At 30.3% G+C, this 22,124-nt stretch carries 15 protein-coding genes; all 15 read left to right on the forward strand.

Translation table 11 applies throughout. From position 1 onward, the window contains the following. Positions 1-2: 2 nt before the first annotated feature. The 15 genes from uvrB to pfkA all read left to right on the forward strand — a co-directional run bounded on the left by uvrB (position 3) and on the right by pfkA (position 22,105). Positions 3-1,994, forward strand: a complete 1,992-nt coding sequence (gene uvrB / locus T514_RS0113085) for an excinuclease ABC subunit UvrB (protein WP_027625194.1) — start codon at positions 3-5, stop codon at positions 1,992-1,994. 20 nt (positions 1,995-2,014) lie between these two features. Further along, entirely contained in the window at positions 2,015-4,837 is a 2,823-nt protein-coding gene (gene uvrA / locus T514_RS0113090) for an excinuclease ABC subunit UvrA (protein WP_027625195.1), read from the forward strand. A 97-nt stretch (positions 4,838-4,934) separates the two neighbouring features. Beyond that, the gene (locus T514_RS0113095; RefSeq protein ID WP_027625196.1) at positions 4,935-5,366 is read left to right on the forward strand and encodes an FHA domain-containing protein; all 432 of its coding nucleotides are present in this window, start codon (positions 4,935-4,937) and stop codon (positions 5,364-5,366) included. 51 nt (positions 5,367-5,417) lie between these two features. Further along, a complete protein-coding gene (locus tag T514_RS0113100) occupies positions 5,418-6,620 on the forward strand; it encodes an FtsW/RodA/SpoVE family cell cycle protein (protein WP_027625197.1) in 1,203 nt (400 codons plus the stop codon). A 2-nt stretch (positions 6,621-6,622) separates the two neighbouring features. Next, positions 6,623-8,050, forward strand: a complete 1,428-nt coding sequence (locus T514_RS0113105) for a peptidoglycan D,D-transpeptidase FtsI family protein (protein WP_027625198.1) — start codon at positions 6,623-6,625, stop codon at positions 8,048-8,050. A gap of 22 nt (positions 8,051-8,072) precedes the next feature. Then, positions 8,073-8,969 (forward strand): HD domain-containing protein, encoded by an 897-nt coding sequence (locus T514_RS0113110; RefSeq protein ID WP_027625199.1) that lies wholly within the window; start codon positions 8,073-8,075, stop codon positions 8,967-8,969. 118 nt (positions 8,970-9,087) lie between these two features. Next, complete coding sequence (locus T514_RS0113115) at positions 9,088-9,690, forward strand: metal-dependent hydrolase (protein ID WP_027625200.1); 603 nt, start codon at positions 9,088-9,090, stop codon at positions 9,688-9,690. 81 nt (positions 9,691-9,771) lie between these two features. Further along, positions 9,772-11,637: an excinuclease ABC subunit UvrC gene (gene uvrC, locus T514_RS0113120; protein ID WP_027625201.1), complete on the forward strand. Its 1,866-nt coding sequence runs from the start codon at positions 9,772-9,774 to the stop codon at positions 11,635-11,637. Between the two features lie 137 nt (positions 11,638-11,774). Then, complete coding sequence (murB, locus tag T514_RS0113130; protein ID WP_027625202.1) at positions 11,775-12,692, forward strand: UDP-N-acetylmuramate dehydrogenase; 918 nt, start codon at positions 11,775-11,777, stop codon at positions 12,690-12,692. 187 nt (positions 12,693-12,879) lie between these two features. Next, on the forward strand, positions 12,880-13,764 hold the full coding sequence (gene rapZ, locus T514_RS0113135; RefSeq protein ID WP_027625203.1) for an RNase adapter RapZ: 885 nt from the start codon (positions 12,880-12,882) through the stop codon (positions 13,762-13,764). Further along, complete coding sequence (gene yvcK / locus T514_RS0113140; RefSeq protein WP_027625204.1) at positions 13,761-15,086, forward strand: uridine diphosphate-N-acetylglucosamine-binding protein YvcK; 1,326 nt, start codon at positions 13,761-13,763, stop codon at positions 15,084-15,086. The genes rapZ and yvcK overlap by 4 nt, the downstream gene beginning before the upstream one ends. A gap of 18 nt (positions 15,087-15,104) precedes the next feature. After that, on the forward strand, positions 15,105-16,058 hold the full coding sequence (whiA, locus tag T514_RS0113145) for a DNA-binding protein WhiA (protein WP_027625205.1): 954 nt from the start codon (positions 15,105-15,107) through the stop codon (positions 16,056-16,058). 9 nt (positions 16,059-16,067) lie between these two features. Further along, the gene (locus T514_RS0113150) at positions 16,068-17,396 is read left to right on the forward strand and encodes a DRTGG domain-containing protein (RefSeq protein ID WP_027625206.1); all 1,329 of its coding nucleotides are present in this window, start codon (positions 16,068-16,070) and stop codon (positions 17,394-17,396) included. A gap of 31 nt (positions 17,397-17,427) precedes the next feature. Continuing rightward, positions 17,428-20,937, forward strand: coding sequence for a DNA polymerase III subunit alpha (locus tag T514_RS0113155; protein ID WP_027625207.1), 3,510 nt, complete (start codon positions 17,428-17,430; stop codon positions 20,935-20,937). Between the two features lie 208 nt (positions 20,938-21,145). Then, positions 21,146-22,105, forward strand: coding sequence for a 6-phosphofructokinase (gene pfkA / locus T514_RS0113160; RefSeq protein ID WP_027625208.1), 960 nt, complete (start codon positions 21,146-21,148; stop codon positions 22,103-22,105). The last annotated feature ends 19 nt before the right edge of the window (positions 22,106-22,124 follow it).

A 22,124-nucleotide genomic window follows, 5' to 3' on the forward strand; every position in this document is an offset into this window, starting at 1 on the left:
TTATGGGAGAATTTAAGATACACTCTAAGTTCAAACCTACTGGTGATCAACCACAGGCTATAGACAATTTAGTAATGGGCATAGAAAAAGGAGACAAATTTCAAACCCTTTTAGGTGTTACAGGATCAGGTAAAACTTTCACTATGGCAAATATAATAGAAAAGGTGAAAAAACCGACATTGGTGTTAGCACATAATAAGACTTTGGCAGCTCAGTTATGCTCAGAATTTAGAGAATTTTTTCCTGGAAATTGTGTGGAATATTTTGTATCTTATTATGATTACTATCAACCAGAAGCCTATGTACCCCAAACAGATACTTATATTGAGAAGGATGCTTCAATAAATGATGAAATAGATAAATTAAGACATTCAGCTACTGCTGCATTATTCGAGAGAAGAGATGTAATTATTGTAGCGTCTGTATCTTGTATATATGGTCTTGGTAATCCAGAAGAGTATAAAAAACTTACTATATCTTTAAGAGAAGGTATGGAAAAAGATAGAGATGAAGTTATAAAAAAACTTGTAGAAATACAATATGAAAGAAATGAGATTAATTTTGTAAGAGGTACCTTTAGAGTAAGAGGGGATGTACTAGATATATTTCCGGCATCTTCAACTAATAGAGGCATAAGGGTAGAATTTTTTGGAGATGAAATAGAGAAGATAAGAGAATTTGATGTATTGACAGGTGAAATAGTGGGAGTTAGAAAACATGTTTCCATTTTTCCAGCTTCTCACTTTGCTACTTCTAATGAAAGGTTGCAGGTAGCAATTAAGAAAATAGAAGAAGAGCTAGAAGTAAGAGTTAGAGAGCTTGTAGCTGATGATAAATTATTAGAAGCTCAAAGATTAAAGCAGAGAACTAATTTTGACATAGAAATGATGAGAGAAGTAGGTTATTGCAGTGGTATAGAAAATTATTCTAGAATTCTTGATGGTAGAGCAGCTGGTACACCACCTCAAACTTTATTGGACTATTTTCCAGATGATTTTTTGTTTTTTATAGATGAAAGTCATGTAACTTTGCCGCAGGTAAGAGGAATGTATGCGGGAGATAGATCAAGAAAGGAGACCTTAGTAAACTATGGGTTTAGGCTTCCATCAGCTTTTGATAATAGACCTTTACAGTTTAATGAGTTTGAATCTAAACTAAATCAGATGATTTTTGTGAGTGCTACTCCAGGAGAATATGAATTGAATCATTCACAAAATATAGCAGAGCAGATTATAAGACCAACAGGATTGTTAGATCCAGAAATAATAGTCAAGCCAGTAAAGGGGCAAATAGACCACCTTTATTCTCAAATTAGAGAAACTATAGATAAGGGATATAGAGTTTTAGTAACCACACTTACTAAAAAAATGGCGGAAGATTTAACAGCATATTTTAAGGAAATGAATATAAAAACTAATTATTTACATTCAGACATAGATACCATTGAAAGAATGAAAATAATTAGAGATTTAAGAAAAGGTGAATTTGATGTATTAGTTGGAATCAATCTATTAAGAGAAGGATTGGATATTCCAGAAGTTGCTTTAGTTGCCATATTGGATGCAGACAAAGAAGGATTTTTAAGGTCAGATAGGTCATTGATACAGATTATAGGAAGAGCAGCAAGAAACTCAGAAAGTAAAGTTATAATGTATGCTGATAGGGTTACAAAGTCCATGGATAAGGCTATAAAGGAGACTAATAGAAGAAGAACTATACAAATTAAATATAATGAAGAACATAAAATAACACCTAAAACAATTATAAAAGATATAAGAGATGTAATAGAAGCAACTAAGATTGGAGAAGAAAAGGTTGAATACAGTAGTTTAGAAGAGGCAATTAAGGCTAATAATGATAGTATAGAAAAGTTAATTAATCAATATGAAGAAGAGATGAAAAAAGCGGCCAAGGAATTACAGTTTGAGAGGGCAGCAGAGCTGAGGGATACTATATTTAAGTTAAAGAAAAAGAATAAAAAATCTAAAGACTAAGGAGTGGAATAAATAAACTTATGATTGATAAAATAGTTATAAAGGGAGCAAAAGTACATAATTTAAAAAATGTAACTCTCCAAATTCCAAGAGATAAATTTATTGTATTTACAGGACTCTCAGGATCAGGGAAATCTTCTTTAGCTTTTGATACATTATATGCAGAAGGTCAGAGAAGATATGTAGAATCTCTTTCCGCCTATGCTAGACAGTTTTTAGGTCAAATGAATAAGCCAGATGTGGAGTATATTGAAGGACTTTCTCCAGCTATATCTATAGATCAAAAAACTACAAGTAGAAATCCACGTTCAACAGTAGGTACTGTTACAGAGATATATGATTATTTAAGATTATTATATTCTAGAATAGGGGTACCTCATTGTCCTAAGTGTGGAAAAGAAATAAAACAACAAACAGTAGATCAAATGGTTGATAGAATTTTAGAATTTCCAGAAAGGACAAAAATTCAGGTATTAGCTCCTATAATTAGAGGAAGAAAAGGAGAACATGTTAAAGTCATAGAAAGTATTAAGAAGAATGGTTATGTAAGAGCAAGAATAGATGGAGTTACAATAGACTTAGAAGAAGAAGATATTAAACTTGAAAAAAATAAAAAACATAATATAGAGGCAGTAATTGATAGATTAGTAACAAAATCAGATATAAGAAGTAGACTTTCAGATTCCATAGAAATTGCATTAAAGTTAGCAGAAGGAATAGTAATTATAAATATTATAGATGGAGAAGATATATTATTTAGTGAGAATTTTGCCTGTGTAGAGTGTGGAATAAGTATAGGTGAAATATCAGGAAGAATGTTTTCTTTTAATTCTCCTTTTGGTAAATGTGATCATTGTGATGGATTGGGAACACTTTTAGAAATAGATGAAGATTTAGTTATACCAGATAGGAGTAAAAGTATATTAGAAGGTGGTATAATACCTTGGGCTAACACTGTTTTAAAAGAAGATTCATGGACATATAGTATTATAACAGCCTTATCTAAAGAATATAAATTTAAGCTAGATACTCCTATAGAAAAATTGGATCCAAAAGTTTTAGATATATTACTTTATGGACTAAGGGGAGAAAAAATAAAAGTTAAATATGAAAAAGAAAATAGAGTTATGGAGTTTCAACATGCTTTTGAGGGAGTTATTAATACCCTAAAAAGAAGGTATATGGAAACAAATTCTGATTATATAAAAGATGAAATAGAAATTTATATGAGTGATAACCCATGTCCTAAATGTAATGGAGCACGATTAAGGCCAGAGGCTTTAGCTGTAACTGTAGGAGAAAAAAATATATCTGATTTTTGTACGTTATCTATAAGAGAAGAACTGGCATTTTTAGATTCTCTTAAACTTTCAGAAAAGGATCAGATAATAAGTAGCCAAATATTAAAGGAAATAAAGAGTAGGTTGAATTTTTTAATAGATGTTGGGTTAGATTACTTAAATTTGTCTAGAACAGCTGGTACATTATCAGGAGGAGAAGCTCAAAGAATAAGATTGGCTACGCAAATTGGCTCAAGTTTAGTAGGAGTGCTTTATATATTAGATGAACCTAGTATAGGACTTCACCAAAGAGATAATGATAAGTTGATTGAAACATTAAAGCATTTGAAAGATTTAGGAAATACTCTTGTGGTAGTAGAACATGATGAAGATACTATTAGAGCAGCAGATTTTATTGTGGATATGGGACCTGGAGCTGGAGAACATGGAGGAGAGGTAATAGCAGCAGGAACTTTTGAAGATATAATAAATAATGAAAAATCTATAACAGCACAATATTTGAGTGGGAAAAAGAAAATTGAAGTGCCAAAAGAAAGAAGAAAATCTAATGGAAATTCAATATTAATAAAGGGAGCTAAAGAAAACAATCTTAAAAATATAGATGCGAAATTCCCATTAGGAATCTTTACTTGTGTTACAGGAGTATCTGGATCAGGAAAGAGTACTTTAGTCAATGAAATATTATATAAAGGGTTAAATAAAAAACTTAATAATACAAAAGAAAATCCTGGAGCTCACAAAGATATATTGGGCTTAGAAAATATTGATAAAATAATAAATATAGATCAAAGTCCTATAGGAAGAACACCTAGATCAAATCCAGCTACGTATACCGGTGTATTTGATATAATAAGAGAAGTTTTTGCCAATACTTCAGAATCAAAGATGAAAGGATATAAGCCTGGAAGATTTAGTTTTAATGTAAAGGGAGGAAGATGTGAAGCTTGTAAGGGCGATGGAATTATAAAGATAGAAATGCAGTTTTTATCTGATGTATATGTGCCTTGCGAGGTTTGTAAAGGAAAAAGATATAATAGAGAAACTTTGGAGGTAAAATACAAAGGAAAGAATATAGACGATGTATTAAATATGACAGTAGAAGAGGCATTGCAGTTCTTTGAGAATATTCCACGAATAAAGAACAAGATTCAAACTCTAATGGATGTAGGGCTAGGATATATAAGATTAGGTCAGCCATCTACTCAGTTATCAGGAGGAGAAGCTCAAAGAATAAAGCTTGCATATGAACTTTCAAAAAGAAGTACAGGAAAAACATTATATATTTTGGATGAACCTACTACAGGATTACATATAGATGATGTTAGTAGGCTGATAAAGATACTTGATAGACTGGTTGAAAATGGAAATACCGTAGTGGTAATAGAACATAATTTAGATGTAATAAAATGTGCAGATTATATTATAGATTTGGGCCCTGAAGGAGGAGAGAAAGGTGGTACTATTATAGCCACAGGAACTCCAGAGGATATAAGTAAAAATAGTAATTCTTATACAGGACATTATTTAAGAAAAATGTTATAATTTAATTTGGACTAGCATGAGAAACCTAAATGCTAGTCTTTTGGCTATAAGTATGCTAGAATTTATGTGTTTAATCAGATAAAAAGAAGGTGATTCTATGATTTTTGGAAAATTAAGTTCCATTTTTACTATATTAATTATTGGTATAGTATATATGATAATATTTACTGCTTTAAAAATAATGAATAAAGATATTAAATCCAATGGGAAAAGAAAAGTTGTTAGACGTTCTGTAGGATTGGAAATAATAGAACCTGGTAATAGTTATAACTTAAGAAAAGGAGGAGTAATTCCGATTCAAGGGGAGATAACTATAGGAAGAAGCAATGGGAATACATTTGTATTAGATGATCCTTATGTTTCATCTCGTCATGCTAGAGTTTTTATTAAAAATAATGAATATATATTAGAAGACTTAGAAAGTACAAATGGCACTTTAATAAATAAGGTGAGAATTAGTGGAAGAAAGTGCTTAAAGTCTGGTGATATAATAAAGATAGGAAATACTATATTAAAATTTATTGGATAAAATTGTATATGATGAATTCTATAAAAGTAATTTTAGGATGGTGACCAGAATTTGAATACTAGTAAAGATGAGAAGAAGTTACTGCTATTAACGTATTTGTTGTGTTTGATAGGTTTTTTTAACTTAGCTATATTGAAGGAACCTTTTGATAAAGGGGCTATGGTTATGTGCTTAATTACTTGTTTACTTATAGGATATTCTTATTTTATAATAAGGAAGTTTTTTTCTGATGGAGACAAATTTATATTTATTTTCTCTAGTATATTAGCATCTATCGGAATAATAATACTATATAGGATACAGATGGCTGTATCTATTAAACAAATAATTTGGTTTGCTATAGGAGTTACTACGTTTATATTAATCGTGGTTTTATTACCAGATTTAAAAAGATTTGATAAATATAAGTATGTATATTTAGTTTCTACTATAATACTTATGGCTCTAGGTACACTTTTAGGTAATGAAACTTTAGGAGCAAAAAATTGGGTAGGTATAGGAGGTTTTTCCTTTCAGCCTTCAGAATTTGGTAAGCTATGTTTAGTTGCATATTTAGCATCTTCTCTTAAAGACTATAAAAGTTTTAAGGATCTAATAGAACCAGCTATTGTGGTAATGGCATCTCTTGGTTTTATGGTATTACAAAAGGATTTAGGAAGTGCTCTTATATTTTTTGGTATATCAATAACTATGCTTTATATTGCCACATCTAAGACGAAATATATAATAACATGTTTTGGACTTTTTATTATAGGAGCTTTTATAAGTTATGGATTGTTTGATCATGTAAAATTAAGATTTCTGATTTGGAAAAATCCATGGCCTTATGCTACAACTAAAGGCTATCAAGTAGTGCAATCATTACTAGCAATTGCATCAGGAGGTCTTACAGGTTCGGGATTGGGTAAAGGATATCCATCTTATATACCGGTGAGAACTACAGATTTTATATTTTCTATTATATGCGAAGAACTTGGAATATTAATGGGGTTTGCTATAATTCTTTTATATTTTCTGTTATTTTATAGATGCATGAGAGCAGCCTTGTATGCAGGAGATAATTTTTCTAGATTATTAGCAGTAGGATATAGTTCAATGATAGCATGTCAGGTTTTAGTAATAGTTGGAGGGGTAATGAATATGATTCCTCTTACTGGTATTACACTCCCTTTAGTAAGCTATGGAGGAAGTTCTATGTTAAGTATTTGTTTTGCTCTTGGAATAATTCAGAAGATATCAGAAGAGGGTAGGTAAGAATGAAGGATATATCAGATAATATAAAAAAGGTTACTATAGTTTTTTTATTATGCTTTATAGGATTGATTTCTTATATAACTTATTTTGAAATCATTGTAGCGCCTAAAATAGTTTCCAGTCAATATAATCAAAGATTATGGGCTAAAAGAAATGAGGTTCTTAGAGGAACTTTTTATGATAGAAATATGAAAGTACTAGCTAAGAGTACAAGAGTAGATAAAGAAGTTCAAAAAAGACAATATGAAGGAGGAGCTATTTTTTCTCATGCGTTAGGTTACTTAGATGTGAAATATGGAATAACTGGGTTGGAGAAAAGATATGATAAAGAATTAACTTCTACTAATATTAAAGATACTATAGATAATATTTTAAAATTAAAAGGAAGAAACGAAGAAAAGTATGGAAATAGTTTAAAGACTACTTTAGATTATAATATACAGAAAAAGGCATATGAATTATTAGGTGATAATAGAGGAGCAGTAGTAGCGCTTAATCCTAAAACAGGTGAAATATTAGCTATGGTTTCTAAACCATCCTTTGATCCAAATAATTTAGCAGAGAATTGGAAAGCAATAAATGAAAATAAAGATAGGCCATTACTTAATAGAGCTACTTCGGGACTATATCCGCCAGGATCTACTTTTAAAGCTATAACTGCTGTAAGTGCCTTAGAAAATATTAAAAATGTAATGGACAGAAGAATGGATGATACTGGTGTATTAGCTTTTAATTCAAAAGAATCATTAAAAAATTACAATGGAGAGGCATTAGGGAATATAGGGTTTAGAGAAGCTTTTGTTCATTCAAGTAATGTATTTTTTGGGCAGCTAGGAATAGATATTGGAAATGCTAAATTAAAAGAAACTGCTGAAAAATTTTATTTTAACAAAAATATACCAGCAGATGGAGTGGTTATAGAAAACAGTAGATTTCCATCACTAAAAAGTTATGAGGTAGGAAATTTGGCACAAAGTGCAATAGGTCAGGCTACAGTATTAGCTACTCCAATGGATATGGCACTAGTGGCTAGCACCATAGCTAATGATGGAGTTATGATGAAACCTTGTATAGTTAAGGAAGTATTATCTAGTAAGGGTGAAGTTTTAAATAAAATAAAAGCTGAGTCTATACAAGAAGTTACTTCAAAGGAAAACGCTAAAATCATAAAAGATTTTATGAGAGGTGTTGTAGAACAGGGAACAGGTGGAGCAGCTTCAGTAGAAGGCATAAAAGTCTGTGGGAAAACAGGAACAGCGGATCATAAGGAAGAAGGAAGTGGAGCATTACCTCATTCTTGGTTTATAGGTTTCGCACCTTATGAAAACCCACAAATAGCACTAGCAGTAATTGTAGAAGACGGAGGACAAGGTGGAGTTGCTGCTGCCAATATAGCGTCTGGTGTGATTAGGACAGCTTTAGTTAAATAATGGTTAGAAAGTGGGGAGTATATTGAGAATTAAAGAAATAGAAGAATTAAAAAATGGAGAAAAGGTTCAATTTAATGCATTGCTAAGTGATAAAAGGACTGGATGGAAAAAGGATGGTAGTGCATATCTTCTTTTAATTATGCAGGACAACACAGGCACTATAGCTTTTCCAGTATGGGATAGCTATGATAAATATAATGCTATATTGCAGGTTAACTCAGTTATAAATGTTAAAGGAATAGTTGCTAGATTTAATGGAAGTATACAAATACGCAATCCAATCATAAGCAATGCTGAAGAGGAGATAGATTACTCTCATTATGTACCTGTATATAATATACCTAATGAATTAGTAGAGTATTTTAATAATGTAGTGGATAATTTGGATGATAAATATAAGAAAATAGCAATAGGGGCTACAGGCGCCTTAGGATATAATGAAACTAGATGGAACGCTTTTTTAAGTTGTGTAGCAGCGGAAAAGTTTCATGGAAATAAAAGAGGTGGACTTTTCCTTCATACTATTGGAGTTATGAAGACTATGCAAAATATTATAAATAACTACATTACAAATCCTTTTTACATGAGTGCAAAGGATGTTATAAATAAAGATAGATTAATGTTGAAGGCTATTGTCCATGATATTATGAAGATAAAAGAATATGATTATGATGGAATAATAAGAAGAAAAGATATCAAATTAGATCATTTAATATTAGGGGCGGCTTATATTAGAGAAATAAATGTTGAAATGGGTAACCCTATATCAGAAGAAGAATTAGACGATATTTGCTATTCAATATTATCTCACCATGGAGAATTTGGGAACTTTCAACCTAAGGGTATTGAGGATATACTTTTAAATGTAGCAGATATTGTAGACAGCCAAGTTGTGAATGCTATTGAAAATAAAATATAAAGAAATGAACAAATGGAGAAATTGTGATAGAATTCTCCATTTTTCTTTTATTTTAATGTATAATATATTAAATAGTAGACATTTTGCAATACATTAATAAATTTACTAAGGAGAAAATATGAAGGGAAAAACTCATGCGGGGATAGGAGTACTCACATTTATTGCTGCTTACAATAAGTTACCAATAAAAATGGAGTTGTCAGGTTTGGCGATTATTACATTAGCTTCATTACTGCCAGATGTAGACCATCCTAAAAGTATAATAAATAAATATATATTGCCTTTTAAAAATAAAATGACAAAAGTGGTTTTTTACGCTTGTATAGGTTTGACCATACTATATTATAGTTTTATGTGTAACGGAGAAGATTATTTAAAAGCTTTAGGAATACTTTTTATATTAATAGCTATATCATCTCATAGAAATGGATTGACGCATAGTTTAACAGGAATGATAATATTTTCGTTTCTTGCTGGTTATATAGGCAATATATATAATATAGATAATGTAATATATTATTTTATGTCGGGATATGGATTGCATCTACTTTGCGACATGGGGACTAATAGAGGAGTTCCTTTATTTTATCCATTTAAAAGGAAAAATGTAAAGTTACCTTTTACTTATAAAACTAACTCAAAAACGGGCAATACATTAGAAGATGTTATTGCAATAATAGGATTAATTTATGCTATATATAGATTGCCTAAAATATTTTAAGTAAGGTATGATGAAAAATAGCCAAACATTATGATATATTTTTATGTAATTCTTTAAGATGCTTAAGGATGGTGAGATTTCGTGTTTGATTTGGAATATCAATTAAAAATACTTCCAGATAAGCCTGGAGTTTATCTTATGAAAAATTCCCTTGGAGAAATAATATACGTTGGAAAAGCTAAAATATTAAAGAATAGAGTTAGGCAGTACTTTCAGAAGTCAAAAAATCATTCTGAAAAAGTAAAGGCTATGGTAAGTAATATTGAGGAATTTGAATATATAGTTACGGATTCAGAGATGGAAGCTTTAATATTAGAATGTAACCTTATTAAGAAGTATAGACCTAAATATAATATTTTATTAAAGGATGATAAAGGATATCCTTTTATAAAGATAACCATAAATGAAGAATTTCCAAGAGTTTTTGTAACAAGGATTGTAGCTAAAGATGGATGTAAGTATTTTGGACCATATACAGATGTTGGAGCTGTATATGAAACTATAGAATTAATAAAAAAAATATTTCCAATTAGAGCTTGTAAAAAATTGATTAAAGAGAATAGTGAAAAAGTAAGACCTTGCTTAAATTATCATATAGGGTTATGTAAGGCTCCTTGTGGGGGATGCATATCTAAAAATGAATATAGAAAGATTGTTCAAAATATAATAGATTTATTATCAGGTAAGGATAAAATTATATTAGCAGATTTAAAAAAGCAAATGGAAAAAGCTGCAGAGAATTTGGAATTTGAAAAGGCAGCAATTTTAAGAGATAAAATAACTTCAATTGAAAAGATAACTGAAAAACAGAAAATTATTACTGGTAGCTTTGAAAATGAGGATTTTATAGATATATACACTGATGATAAGGATAGTTGTGCCCAAATATTCTTTTTAAGAGAAGGAAAAATTGTAGGTAGGGAACATTTTATAATTCAAAATACATCTGGTATGGAAAAAGAAGATATAATTACGGATTTTGTTAAAAGTTTTTATGGAGGTACTGCTTTCATACCTAAAAGTTTATATGTATCAGAAATACAGGATGAGGAATTGCTAGAACAATGGCTTACAATAAAAAGAGGGTCTAAGGTTTGGATTAAGATACCCAAAAAAGGGGAGAAAAAGGATACATTAGATTTAGTTCAGAAGAATGCTAAAATTACTCTGGAGCAGTTTAAATTAAAATTACTACAAGATAAAGAAATACATGAAACTGCTTTAAGAGAATTAGCAGATATATTGCAGTTAGAAGAAATCCCTAAAAGAATTGAAGCTTACGATATCTCTAATATACAAGGTGTTGATTCTGTAGGAAGTATGGTAGTCTTTGAAAATGGCAAAAGTAAAAATAGTGATTATAGAAGGTTTAAAATAAATTCTGTAAAAGGTGCTAACGATTATGAAAGTATGAGAGAAATATTAACTAGAAGATTTCAACATGGATTAGATGAAATAAAGAGGATACAAGAAAAAAGCCTAAATTTAAGTTCGGGAAAATTTTGCATATTCCCTGATTTAATATTAATGGATGGTGGTAAAGGGCAGGTTAATATAGCGCTACAAGTTTTAAAGAATTTTAACATAATTATACCTGTTTGTGGTATGGTTAAAGATAATAATCACAATACTAGGGGAATTATATATAATAATAATGAACTAAATATACCACAAAACTCCAATGTTATGAGGTTAATAACAAGAATTCAAGATGAGGTTCACAGGTTTGCTATAAGTTATCATAGAAGTTTAAGAGATAAGAGGGTATTACATTCCATATTGGAGGACATACCTAATGTAGGAGAAAAAAGAAGAAAAGAACTTTTAAAAAAGTTTGGTAGTATAGAAAATATTAAAAAGGCTACTTATGAGGAACTTATAGATACTGTATCTATAGATAAGAAGGCAGCATTAAGTATAGTAGACTTTTTCAAAACACATAAATAATATGGAATATTGATGCAAAAATATGACCAAAATATAAATATATTAATAAATGAGGATGATTATATAAATATTGATAAAGAAAGAGATTTACATTATACTAATTATGATACAGAATTTTAGTTCAAGGAGATAACGATATGAATCAATACAAAGATTTTGCTATGGAATTAGTTAAGTGGTTAGGTGAAGAAAATGTAAAAATAGATGAGCCAATGAAAAAACATACTTCTTTTAAAGTAGGGGGACCTGTAGATGTTTTAGTTACTCCTGAAACCTATGATCAAGTGAAGGAAACAATAGAGTTAGCGAAAAAAAATAATATTCCTTATTTTGTGATAGGCAATGGATCTAATTTATTAGTTAAAGATGGAGGAGTTCGTGGTATTATTATAAAATTATGCAAACTAGATAAGGTTACTGTGGAGGGTGAAAATATTATAGCTCAAGGAGGAGTATTACTTTCCAAGATTTCCAGTTTAGCTGCTAAACATAGTTTAACAGGTTTAGAATTTGCTAGTGGTATACCAGGTAGCGTAGGTGGTGCTTTAACTATGAATGCTGGAGCATATAATGGAGAAGTATCACAGGTAATAGAAAGTTCTCTAGTTATAGATAAACAAGGTAATTTCATAAGATTATCTAAAGAAGATTTAGAACTAGGATATAGAATGAGTTCTATATTAAAACATAGTTATACAGTTTTAGAAGCTGTGTTTAAATTAAAAAAAGGTGATAGTGAGAAAATATATGCTAGAATAGATGATCTTGGAAGAAGAAGAAGGGAAAAGCAACCATTAGAATATCCTTCAGCAGGCAGTACTTTCAAAAGACCAGAAGGTTACTTTGCTGCTAAGCTTATTGAAGATAGTGGATTAAAAGGAATACATGTAGGCGATGCAGAAGTATCACAGAAACATTCAGGTTTTATTATAAATAAAGGTAATGCTACAGCGAAGGATATATTAGATTTAATAGAAGTTGTGCAAAGAACTGTAAAAGAAAAATTTGATGTAGATCTTCATACAGAAGTAATGATAATAGGTCAAGATAAGTAGATTGAATAAGAGAAGTTAAGGATAAAAAGAAAAAATATTTTGTCCTTAACTTTTATTTTTATATAGGGAACTTTATTGGAATATAAGGCATTATGACCCTTTTACTATTAATAAATAGTGTGTTATGCTATAATAAAAAAGTTAATTATTTAGAATTTTTTTCGTTTTTTTATAAGGAGGATCAACTATGAGATTCGTAATTGTTACTGGATTATCAGGGGCAGGAAAAACTCAAGCTATTAGAAGCTTAGAGGATTTAGGATATTTTTGTGTGGATAATTTACCCCCTACATTAATACCTAAATTTGCAGAGGCCTGCTATAAAACAGAAGGAAGAATAGATAAAATTGCATTAGTTATTGATATTAGAGGTGGAGAATTTTTCGATGATTTATTTGAAAGTTTAAAATACATCAAACAAGAGGGATATAAATATGAAATTTTATTTTTAGATGCCTCAGACGAAGTGCTAGTAAAGAGATTTAAGGAGTCTAGAAGGAAACATCCATTAGCGCCTGATGGAAGAATTTTGAATGGAATATTATCAGAAAGAAATAGATTAAGAGAAGTTAGAGATAGATCAAGTAACATAATAGATACTTCAAATTTGTCAACTATGAGATTAAGAGAAGAAATTACCAAAATATATGGAGAGGAAGGGCAAATTGAAAATGAATTAATTATAACAGTAGTATCTTTTGGTTTTAAATATGGTATTCCATTAGATTCTGATTTAGTATTTGATGTAAGATTTTTACCTAACCCTTATTATATACCAGAATTAAAGAATTACTCTGGAAATGATAAGGATGTGGTAGATTACGTTATAAGTTATGATGTAACTAAGAATTTTATAAATAAACTAGAGGATATGTTGGAGTTCCTTATCCCTAATTATTTAAAGGAAGGTAAAAGACAACTTATTTTATCAATAGGATGTACAGGAGGAAGACATCGTTCAGTAGCAATAGCCAATGCTATTTATAATAAGTTGAAGGATAATGGGCATAAAGTAAATATAGACCATAGAGATATAGAAGAAGATGTAAATAAGGGTGGTAAAAAGATATGAAGATAATTGATTGGCTTAGGCCAGGTATAAAAGTAAAAAGATGGGTTTTACTTGCTGCCATGGGTATACTTTTTATTGCCTTTGCTCTAATTGAATTTGTAAGACATAGATTATATAGTAGTTATTACATTTCTTTTTATATATTTTTAATTATCACCGGAGTATTTATTTTATATATATCAGTGACTCAAGGTATGAGATCAATTATAGCTCTTATAAATAAGGGATATCTAAATGTATCATTAGATTCTAAAAAGTTAGAGACTCTAATCTATGAAAAAAGATTGTTAGTTAAGGGACCTAAAATTGTAGCAATAGGTGGAGGAACAGGATTATCCACTATGCTTAGAGGATTAAAATATTATACTTCTAATATAACAGCTATTGTTACTGTAGCAGATGATGGGGGAGGGTCTGGAGATTTAAGAGAAGATTTAGGAATACTACCTCCAGGAGATATTAGAAACTGTATATTAGCGTTGTCAGATACAGAGCCTTTAATGGAAGAGTTATTACAGTATAGATTTAAAGATGGTAGATTAAAAAATCAGAGCTTTGGTAATTTGTTTTTAGCTGCCATGGATGGTATATCTAATAACTTTGAAGAAGCTGTTCAAAAGATGAGTTCAGTTTTGGCTGTAACTGGTAAGGTTGTACCTGTAACTTTGGATAATGTGGTTCTAACCGCTAAGCTTAAAAATGGTTCAGTGGTAAAAGGTGAATCAAATATTCCAGAAGAAGCTATTAATCAAAATAGTTCTATAGATAGGATTTTTATACAGCCGCAGGATGCAAAAGCATTATCAGAAGCTGTAACTGCAATAAAAGAAGCAGACGCTATTATATTAGGACCTGGAAGTTTGTATACTAGTGTTATACCTAATTTATTGGTAAAAGATATAAGTTCAGCTATACAAAAAACTGATGCTGTTAAAATATATGTATCAAATATAATGACTCAACCTGGTGAAACAGACGGATATTCTGTTTCAGATCATATAAATGCTATAGTTAAACATGTAGGTAGTAATATAGTTGACTATGTTATAGTAAATGTAGGGAAAGTAGAAAAAGATCTAGAGGGAAAATATAAGGAAGAAGCAGCTCATTTAGTTAAAATAGATGAGGAAAAGATAAAAAGTTTAGGTGTAAATATAATTGGTGGAGATTTTGTGAGTGTTAAAAAGGGATTAATTAGGCATAATTCTGAAAAATTAGCATCTATTTTAATCGAAACTATAATGGATAAAAAATTATTATATGATAGAAGAAAGATAATAGAGTACTTCTACTTATCAGAGAGACTAAAAGAAAAAAAATAGAATAGGGAGTAAGAAATTATGTCATTTTCATCTAAGGTAAAAAATGAGGTTTGTAGATATACACAACTAACTAAAGAGGAAGCTTTGGCAGAGTTATCTGCAATAATGAGAGTAAGTGGGACACTTACTTTTGGAGGCAACAGACATATTAGTTTTAAAATTACAACAGAAAATCCTGCCATTGCTAGACTTGTATTCAAGCTTTTAAAGGATCATTTTAGTATTCATACTAAAATAATGGTGAAAAAAAGTAATTCTTTCAAGAAAAATAATGTATATATGATTCTTATAACAGAGGAAATGAATGTTACAAAATTACTAAGGGAAGCAGATGTTTTAAAGGGTGAAGAGGGTATTTTAGTGTTAAATTATGCTATATCTGAAAAGATAGTGCATGACGATAAGACAAAAAGGGCTTATATTAGAGGCGCTTTTCTTGGTGGTGGAAGTATAAGTAATCCAGAAAAAACTTATCATTTAGAATTTGTAACTCATAATGATAACTACGCAGAGAACATATGTAAAATTATAAATAGTTATGGATTAGCCTCAAAAGTAATTCAAAGAAAGAGCAGTTATATAGTATATATAAAAGAAGGAGAACAAATTAGTGATTTATTAAATATTATAGGGGCACATTCATCTCTTTTAGAACTGGAAAATGTAAGAATAATGAAGGAAATGAGAAATAATGTAAATAGGTTAGTGAATTGTGAAACAGCAAATTTGAGCAAAACTGTAAATGCTGCTGTTAGGCAAGTGGAGAGTATAAAGCTTATACAAAGTGAAATAGGACTTCAACGTCTTCCTAAGAATTTAAGGGATGTTGCAGAATTGAGGATGAAATATCCAGATGAGTCTTTAAAGGAGCTAGGAGAAATGCTAAACCCACCAGTAGGTAAATCTGGTGTTAATCACAGATTAAGAAGAATTGAGAAAATAGCAGATGAACTTAGAAAAGAAGGAAGGTAGAAGTTACACATGTCAAAACATGAAGAGGTTATTAAATATATTAGTAATTTATCAGTAGGAACCAAAATTTCTGTTAGAACTATGGCAAGTTTGTTAGGTATAAGTGAAGGTACTGCATATAGGGCTATAAAAGATTGTGATGACATGGGGATTGTAACTACTATACCTAGAATTGGAACTGTTAGAATAGAAAAGGTTGAAAAAAAGAAAAAAGAAGTATTAACCTTTGGAGAAGTTATTAGCATAGTAGATGGTAGTATAGCCGCAGGGAAAGCTGGAATTCATAAAACTTTAGGCAAATTTAAAATTGGAGCTATGACGCCAGAAGCTATAACAGAATATATAACTCCTGGGTCTTTATTAATAGTAGGAAATAGAGAAGAAGTACAGGAATTAGCATTATTAAATGGATGTGGAATAATAATAACTGGAGGATTTAAGTGTAGTGATAATATTAAAAAATTAGCAAATGAAAAAGAAATGCCAGTAATTTGTTCTATGTATGATACTTTTACTGTAGCAAGTATGATTAATAAAGCTATTTCTGAAACTATAGTGAAGCAGGATATAGTTATTATAGAAGATATTATGGATTGTAACTATCCTTATCTAAAAAATACTGATACTATAAAACAATGGAAGGACTTAATGAATGTCACTTCTGAAGCAATGTTTCCAGTAGTAAATGGTGAAATGAAATTACTAGGAGTGATATCACCAAATCAGTTACTAGAATCATTAAATGATGAAGATTTAATGGAAAAAGTGATGAATAAAAATGTAATAACATTGGAGCCCAAAACTACTGCAGCATATGCTAGTCATGTAATGGATAGGGAAGGAATTCAATTTTGTCCTGTAGTATATAGCAAAAAGTTAATTGGGGTAGTAAAAAGAAAAGATATAATGAGGGCACTACAATATGTATCAAAGCAGCATAAGACAGAGGAAAACTTAGAGAACATAGTATTGAAGAGATTCAAGTTTCATTGGGAAGGTGAGCAGATGCATTTTGAAGGAAGAATAACTCCAGAAATGTTGGACCCAGTGGGAACAGCTTCATGGAGTTCTTTAAATATGCTTCTTTCTTCTATGGCTATAGTATGTTTGAAAGAAAAAAATAACATGAATTTATTTATTGATAGTATTTATACACACTTTATGAAACCAGTTCAGATAGATACAGATATTGATGCGTATGTAGATATTATTGATAAGGGTAAGACTTTTTGCAAGGTTATGGATAGAAGTTTTTGTAAGGTGGAAATTAGTATGTATGATGACAAAAAGGATTTAATTGCAAAAGCTTTCTTGTCTGCCAAGGGTATTAGCAAATAAGGAAATTGTAAGAATGGAAGGGAATGAACCTATGGAACAAAAGAAAAACTCTCAATATAAATGGGTGAGTTTACATCAACATACGGAATATTCACTGCTGGATTCTTCTGCAAAAATTCCAGAATTAATAAAAAGAGCAAAAGAATTAGGTATGGAAAGTATAGCTATAACAGACCATGGTGTTATGTATGGGTGTGTAGAATTTTATAAAGAAGCAATAGCAGCTGGTATAAAGCCTATTATAGGCTGTGAAATATATATAGTTTCAAAATCTATGAATATAAAAAATAGTGATAAGGATAATGAAAATCATCATTTGGTTTTACTTGTTAAAAATGAAACAGGATATAAGAATTTAATGAAAATTGTAAGTAAAGCATCTATAGAAGGATTTTACTATAAACCAAGGGTGGATCATGATTTTTTGAAGGAGCATAGTGAGGGGCTTATTGCTTTAAGTGCATGTCTTGGTGGAGAAATTCAATCACATATATTAAATGGAAATATAAAAAAAGCAGAAGAAGTAACTCTTTTTTATAAGGATACATTTAAAGAAGATTTTTATTTAGAATTACAATATCATGGAATGAAAGAACAGCTAAAGGTAAATAATGAGCTGATAGATATGTCTAAAAAATTCAATATACCATTAGTAGCTACTAATGACGTTCACTATATAAAAAAAGAAGATTATAAGCCACATGATGTACTTTTATGTATTCAAACAGGAAAAACTGTAGATGTGGAAGACAGAATGCGATATCCTTCAGATGAATTTTACTTGAAATCTCCTGAAGAAATGTATGAAATGTTTTCTCATGTACCAGAAGCGTTGGAAAATACAATTAAGATAGCAGAGAAATGTAATTTTGATTATAAATTTCATGAATCTAAGTTGCCGAATTTTCCTCTTCCTGAGGAAGTTGACCATTATGAATATCTTAAGGATATATGTTATACAGGACTAACGGAAAGATATGCTGAAATAACAAAAGAACTAGAGGAAAGATTATTATATGAGTTAAAGATAATTAAGGATATGGGCTATGTAGATTATTTCCTTATAGTGTGGGATTTTATCCGATTTGCAAGGGAAAATGGGATAATGACAGGTCCTGGTAGAGGAAGTGGAGCTGGATCTATTGTAGCTTATACTCTAGGTATTACAAAAATAGATCCAATTAAGTATGGACTTATATTTGAAAGGTTTCTAAATCCAGAAAGAGTTTCAATGCCAGATATAGATAGTGATTTTTGCTATGAAAGAAGACAAGAAGTTATTGATTATGTTGTGGAGAAATATGGAGCAGAGAATGTATCACAAATTATAACCTTTGGTACTATGGCAGCAAGAGCATGTATAAGGGATGTAGGTAGAGCTATGAATTATTCCTATGCTGAAGTAGATAGAATAGCTAAAATGATTCCTACTGCACTTAATACAACAATGACAATTGATAAAGCTCTAGAGTTAAATCCTGAATTGCGTAAAGTTTATGAAGATGAAGAAAGAGTAGAAGAATTAATTGAAGTAGCTAAAAAATTAGAAGGATTACCAAGACATACATCAACTCATGCTGCTGGGGTAGTAATAGCATCCCAGCCTTTAGTGAACTTTGTACCACTTCAAAAAAATGAAGACAATATAGTAACTCAATTTACCATGGGAACATTAGAAGAACTAGGCCTATTAAAAATGGACTTCTTAGGGTTAAGGACATTAACTGTAATAAGAGATGCTACAACTATGATTAAAGAAAATAAAGGTGTAACGATAGATTTAGATAAAGTAGGCTTTGAAGATAAAGAAGTTTATAAAATGCTTAGCGAAGGTAAAACTGTAGGTGTATTTCAGCTAGAATCCCCTGGAATGACTAATTTTATGAAAGAACTAAAGCCAGATTCGTTGGAAGACATAATAGCTGGTATAAGTCTTTATAGGCCAGGTCCTATGGCAGAAATACCTAAGTATATCTCCAATAAAAAAAATCCTGACGAAATAGAATATTTAACCCCGGAGTTAAGAGATATTCTTTCTGTAACTTATGGGTGTATGGTTTATCAAGAACAGGTTATGGAGATTGTTAGAAAGTTAGCTGGATATTCTATGGGAAGAAGTGACCTTGTAAGACGTGCCATGTCCAAAAAGAAGCACAAGGTTATGGAAGAGGAAAGAAAGAATTTTATTTATGGAATTGTTGATGAAAATGGAAATGTAGAGGTGCCAGGTTGTGTACGTAATGGTATAAAAGAAGAAGTAGCTAATAAAATATTTGACCAAATGATGGATTTTGCTTCTTATGCCTTTAATAAATCACATGCTGCTGCTTATGCAGTAGTAGGTTATCAAACAGCTTATTTAATGAGATATTATCCAACGGAATTTATAGCAGCTATGTTAAATAGTGTAATAGGAAATAATGAAAAGGTTGCTTACTATGTAAGATTTGCTAATGAAAGAGGCATAGAAGTGCTACCTCCAGATATAAATAAAAGTTATAGTAAGTTTAATTCTCAAGAAGACAAGATAATATTTGGTATGGCATCTATAAAAAATGTTGGTGTTAATGTTATAGAAAGTATAGTGAAGTCTAGAATGGAAAAGGAGAACTTTACAGATTTAATTGATTTCTGCAATAAGATAGATTTAAGTTGTGTTAATAAAAGAGCTGTGGAAAGCTTAATAAAATCAGGAGCCTTCGACGATTTTGGAATATATAGATCAAAAATGTTAGCAGTATATGAAAAAATATTAGATGGTACAAATAACGATAGAAAGAAAAATATAAATGGGCAAATAAATCTTTTTGCGGATTTTGAAGAAAACACTGTAAAAATTGAATATCCTAACATAAAGGAATTTGATAAAAAATATATATTAGCTATGGAAAAAGAAATGACAGGGCTATATATATCTGGACATCCACTTGAGGAATATAAGGATATACTAAGCGGAAGTTCTATTATGAACATATCTGAAATAATTAATTCTGAAACTTTAGAAGACAACCTAGTGGAACAGGAGCAAACTGTAAAAGATGGAGAAATAGTTAAAATAGGAGGAATTATAACTTCAGTAAATAAAAAAATAACTAAAAATAATGAGATGATGGCTTTTATGACTATAGAAGATTTATATGCTTCTATTGAAGTTATTGTTTTTCCAAAAACCTTTAATAAGTTTAGGGATCTAATAGATGATGATTCAATGATAATAGTAAAAGGAAGAGTAAATATAAGGGAAGGTGAACAACCTAAAATACTGTGTGAAAGTATTGAGGCTTTATCAAAAAGTGAAGAAAAAGATTGCTCTTATAATAAAATCTATATAAGAATAGAAGAAGAGAAGCATGTAACTGATGTTATGAAGAAATTAAAGCCAATATGCATACAATATAGAGGAGATATTCCGTTATATTTATATGTTAATGAAAATAAAAAAACATTTTTAATAAATAAGGATTTATGGGTAAACAAGGAGAAAGAAGTATTGGATTATTTCCAAAATAGTTTTGGAAAAGACAATGTTAGAGTTGTTTAAATTAATAGTATATTTATTATAGAAAATAAGCAAAATATTAAAGAAGATTATTAACTTCTTTAATATTTTGTTTATTTTGTCTAATTATTTGTTTAAATCATTGCATATTTTACTTAATTTTATTAAAATTAATAATATACAGAGAAAATTTTTCTTTATAAAATAAGTGGGACTAAAAATGTCCAAGCGGTAACATAGGAGGTATAGTATGAAAAAGATAGCTGTTTTAACAAGTGGTGGAGATGCCCCAGGTATGAATGCTGCTATAAGAGCGGTAGTTAGGACATGTTTAGATAAAGGATTAACAGTTATGGGAATACAGAGAGGATTTAGTGGACTCATAAACGGTGAAATATTCCAAATGGATAGAAGAAGTGTTGCAGATATCATTCATAGAGGTGGAACCATATTAAGAACTGCTAGAAGTGAGGAGTTTAAAACTGAAGCAGGTCAGAAAAAAGGAGCGGCAATTTTAAATGCTTTTGGAATAGATGGTCTTGTAGTAATTGGTGGAGATGGATCATTTCATGGAGCACAAGCATTGACAAAGTATGGAATCAATGCAGTAGGTCTTCCAGGTACTATAGATAATGATTTAGCTTATACTGACTATACTATAGGTTTTGATACTTCAGTAAATACAGTATTGGATGCAATAAATAAGTTAAGGGATACATCAACTTCACATGAAAGAGTAAGTATTGTTGAAGTTATGGGAAGAAATTGTGGAGACATAGCTTTGTATGCAGGGCTAGCAGGAGGAGCAGAAAGCATAATAGTTCCAGAAAAAGGCTACGATATAAATGAATTATGTAGAACCATATTGGAAGGTAAGTTAAGAGGAAAGAGACATAATTTAGTAATTGTTGCGGAAGGTGTAGGAGGAGCTAATGAAATTGCTAAGAAAGTAGAAGAGGTTACTGGAATAGGTGCTAGAGCAACAATATTAGGACATATACAAAGAGGCGGAAGCCCAACTGCTAACGATAGAATATTAGCTTCTAGATTAGGATATAGAGCAGTAGAGCTTTTAATGGATGGAAAATCATCAAGGGTTGTAGGAGTAAGAGGTGGAGAGGTAATAGATATAGATATAGATGAAGCATTAGCTATGGAAAGAAAGTTTGATGAAAAATTATATGATATAGCAACTGCATTATCATACTAATAGATTATATAAGAATTGA

The organism is Clostridium lundense DSM 17049, from assembly GCF_000619945.1.
Taxonomy (GTDB): Bacteria; Bacillota; Clostridia; order Clostridiales; family Clostridiaceae; genus Clostridium_AO; species Clostridium_AO lundense.

Bases quoted from the DNA above. Each gene is read 5' to 3' on its own strand.
- uvrA (WP_027625195.1), top strand. From the start codon at position 2,015: ATGATTGATAAAATAGTTATAAAGGGAGCAAAAGTACATAATTTAAAA.
- T514_RS0113150 (WP_027625206.1), top strand. From the start codon at position 16,068: ATGTCAAAACATGAAGAGGTTATTAAATATATTAGTAATTTATCAGTA.
- uvrB (WP_027625194.1), top strand. From the start codon at position 3: ATGGGAGAATTTAAGATACACTCTAAGTTCAAACCTACTGGTGATCAA.
- T514_RS0113105 (WP_027625198.1), top strand. From the start codon at position 6,623: ATGAAGGATATATCAGATAATATAAAAAAGGTTACTATAGTTTTTTTA.
- T514_RS0113155 (WP_027625207.1), top strand. From the start codon at position 17,428: ATGGAACAAAAGAAAAACTCTCAATATAAATGGGTGAGTTTACATCAA.
- yvcK (WP_027625204.1), top strand. From the start codon at position 13,761: ATGAAGATAATTGATTGGCTTAGGCCAGGTATAAAAGTAAAAAGATGG.
- pfkA (WP_027625208.1), top strand. From the start codon at position 21,146: ATGAAAAAGATAGCTGTTTTAACAAGTGGTGGAGATGCCCCAGGTATG.
- T514_RS0113095 (WP_027625196.1), top strand. From the start codon at position 4,935: ATGATTTTTGGAAAATTAAGTTCCATTTTTACTATATTAATTATTGGT.
- murB (WP_027625202.1), top strand. From the start codon at position 11,775: ATGAATCAATACAAAGATTTTGCTATGGAATTAGTTAAGTGGTTAGGT.
- whiA (WP_027625205.1), top strand. From the start codon at position 15,105: ATGTCATTTTCATCTAAGGTAAAAAATGAGGTTTGTAGATATACACAA.
- rapZ (WP_027625203.1), top strand. From the start codon at position 12,880: ATGAGATTCGTAATTGTTACTGGATTATCAGGGGCAGGAAAAACTCAA.
- T514_RS0113115 (WP_027625200.1), top strand. From the start codon at position 9,088: ATGAAGGGAAAAACTCATGCGGGGATAGGAGTACTCACATTTATTGCT.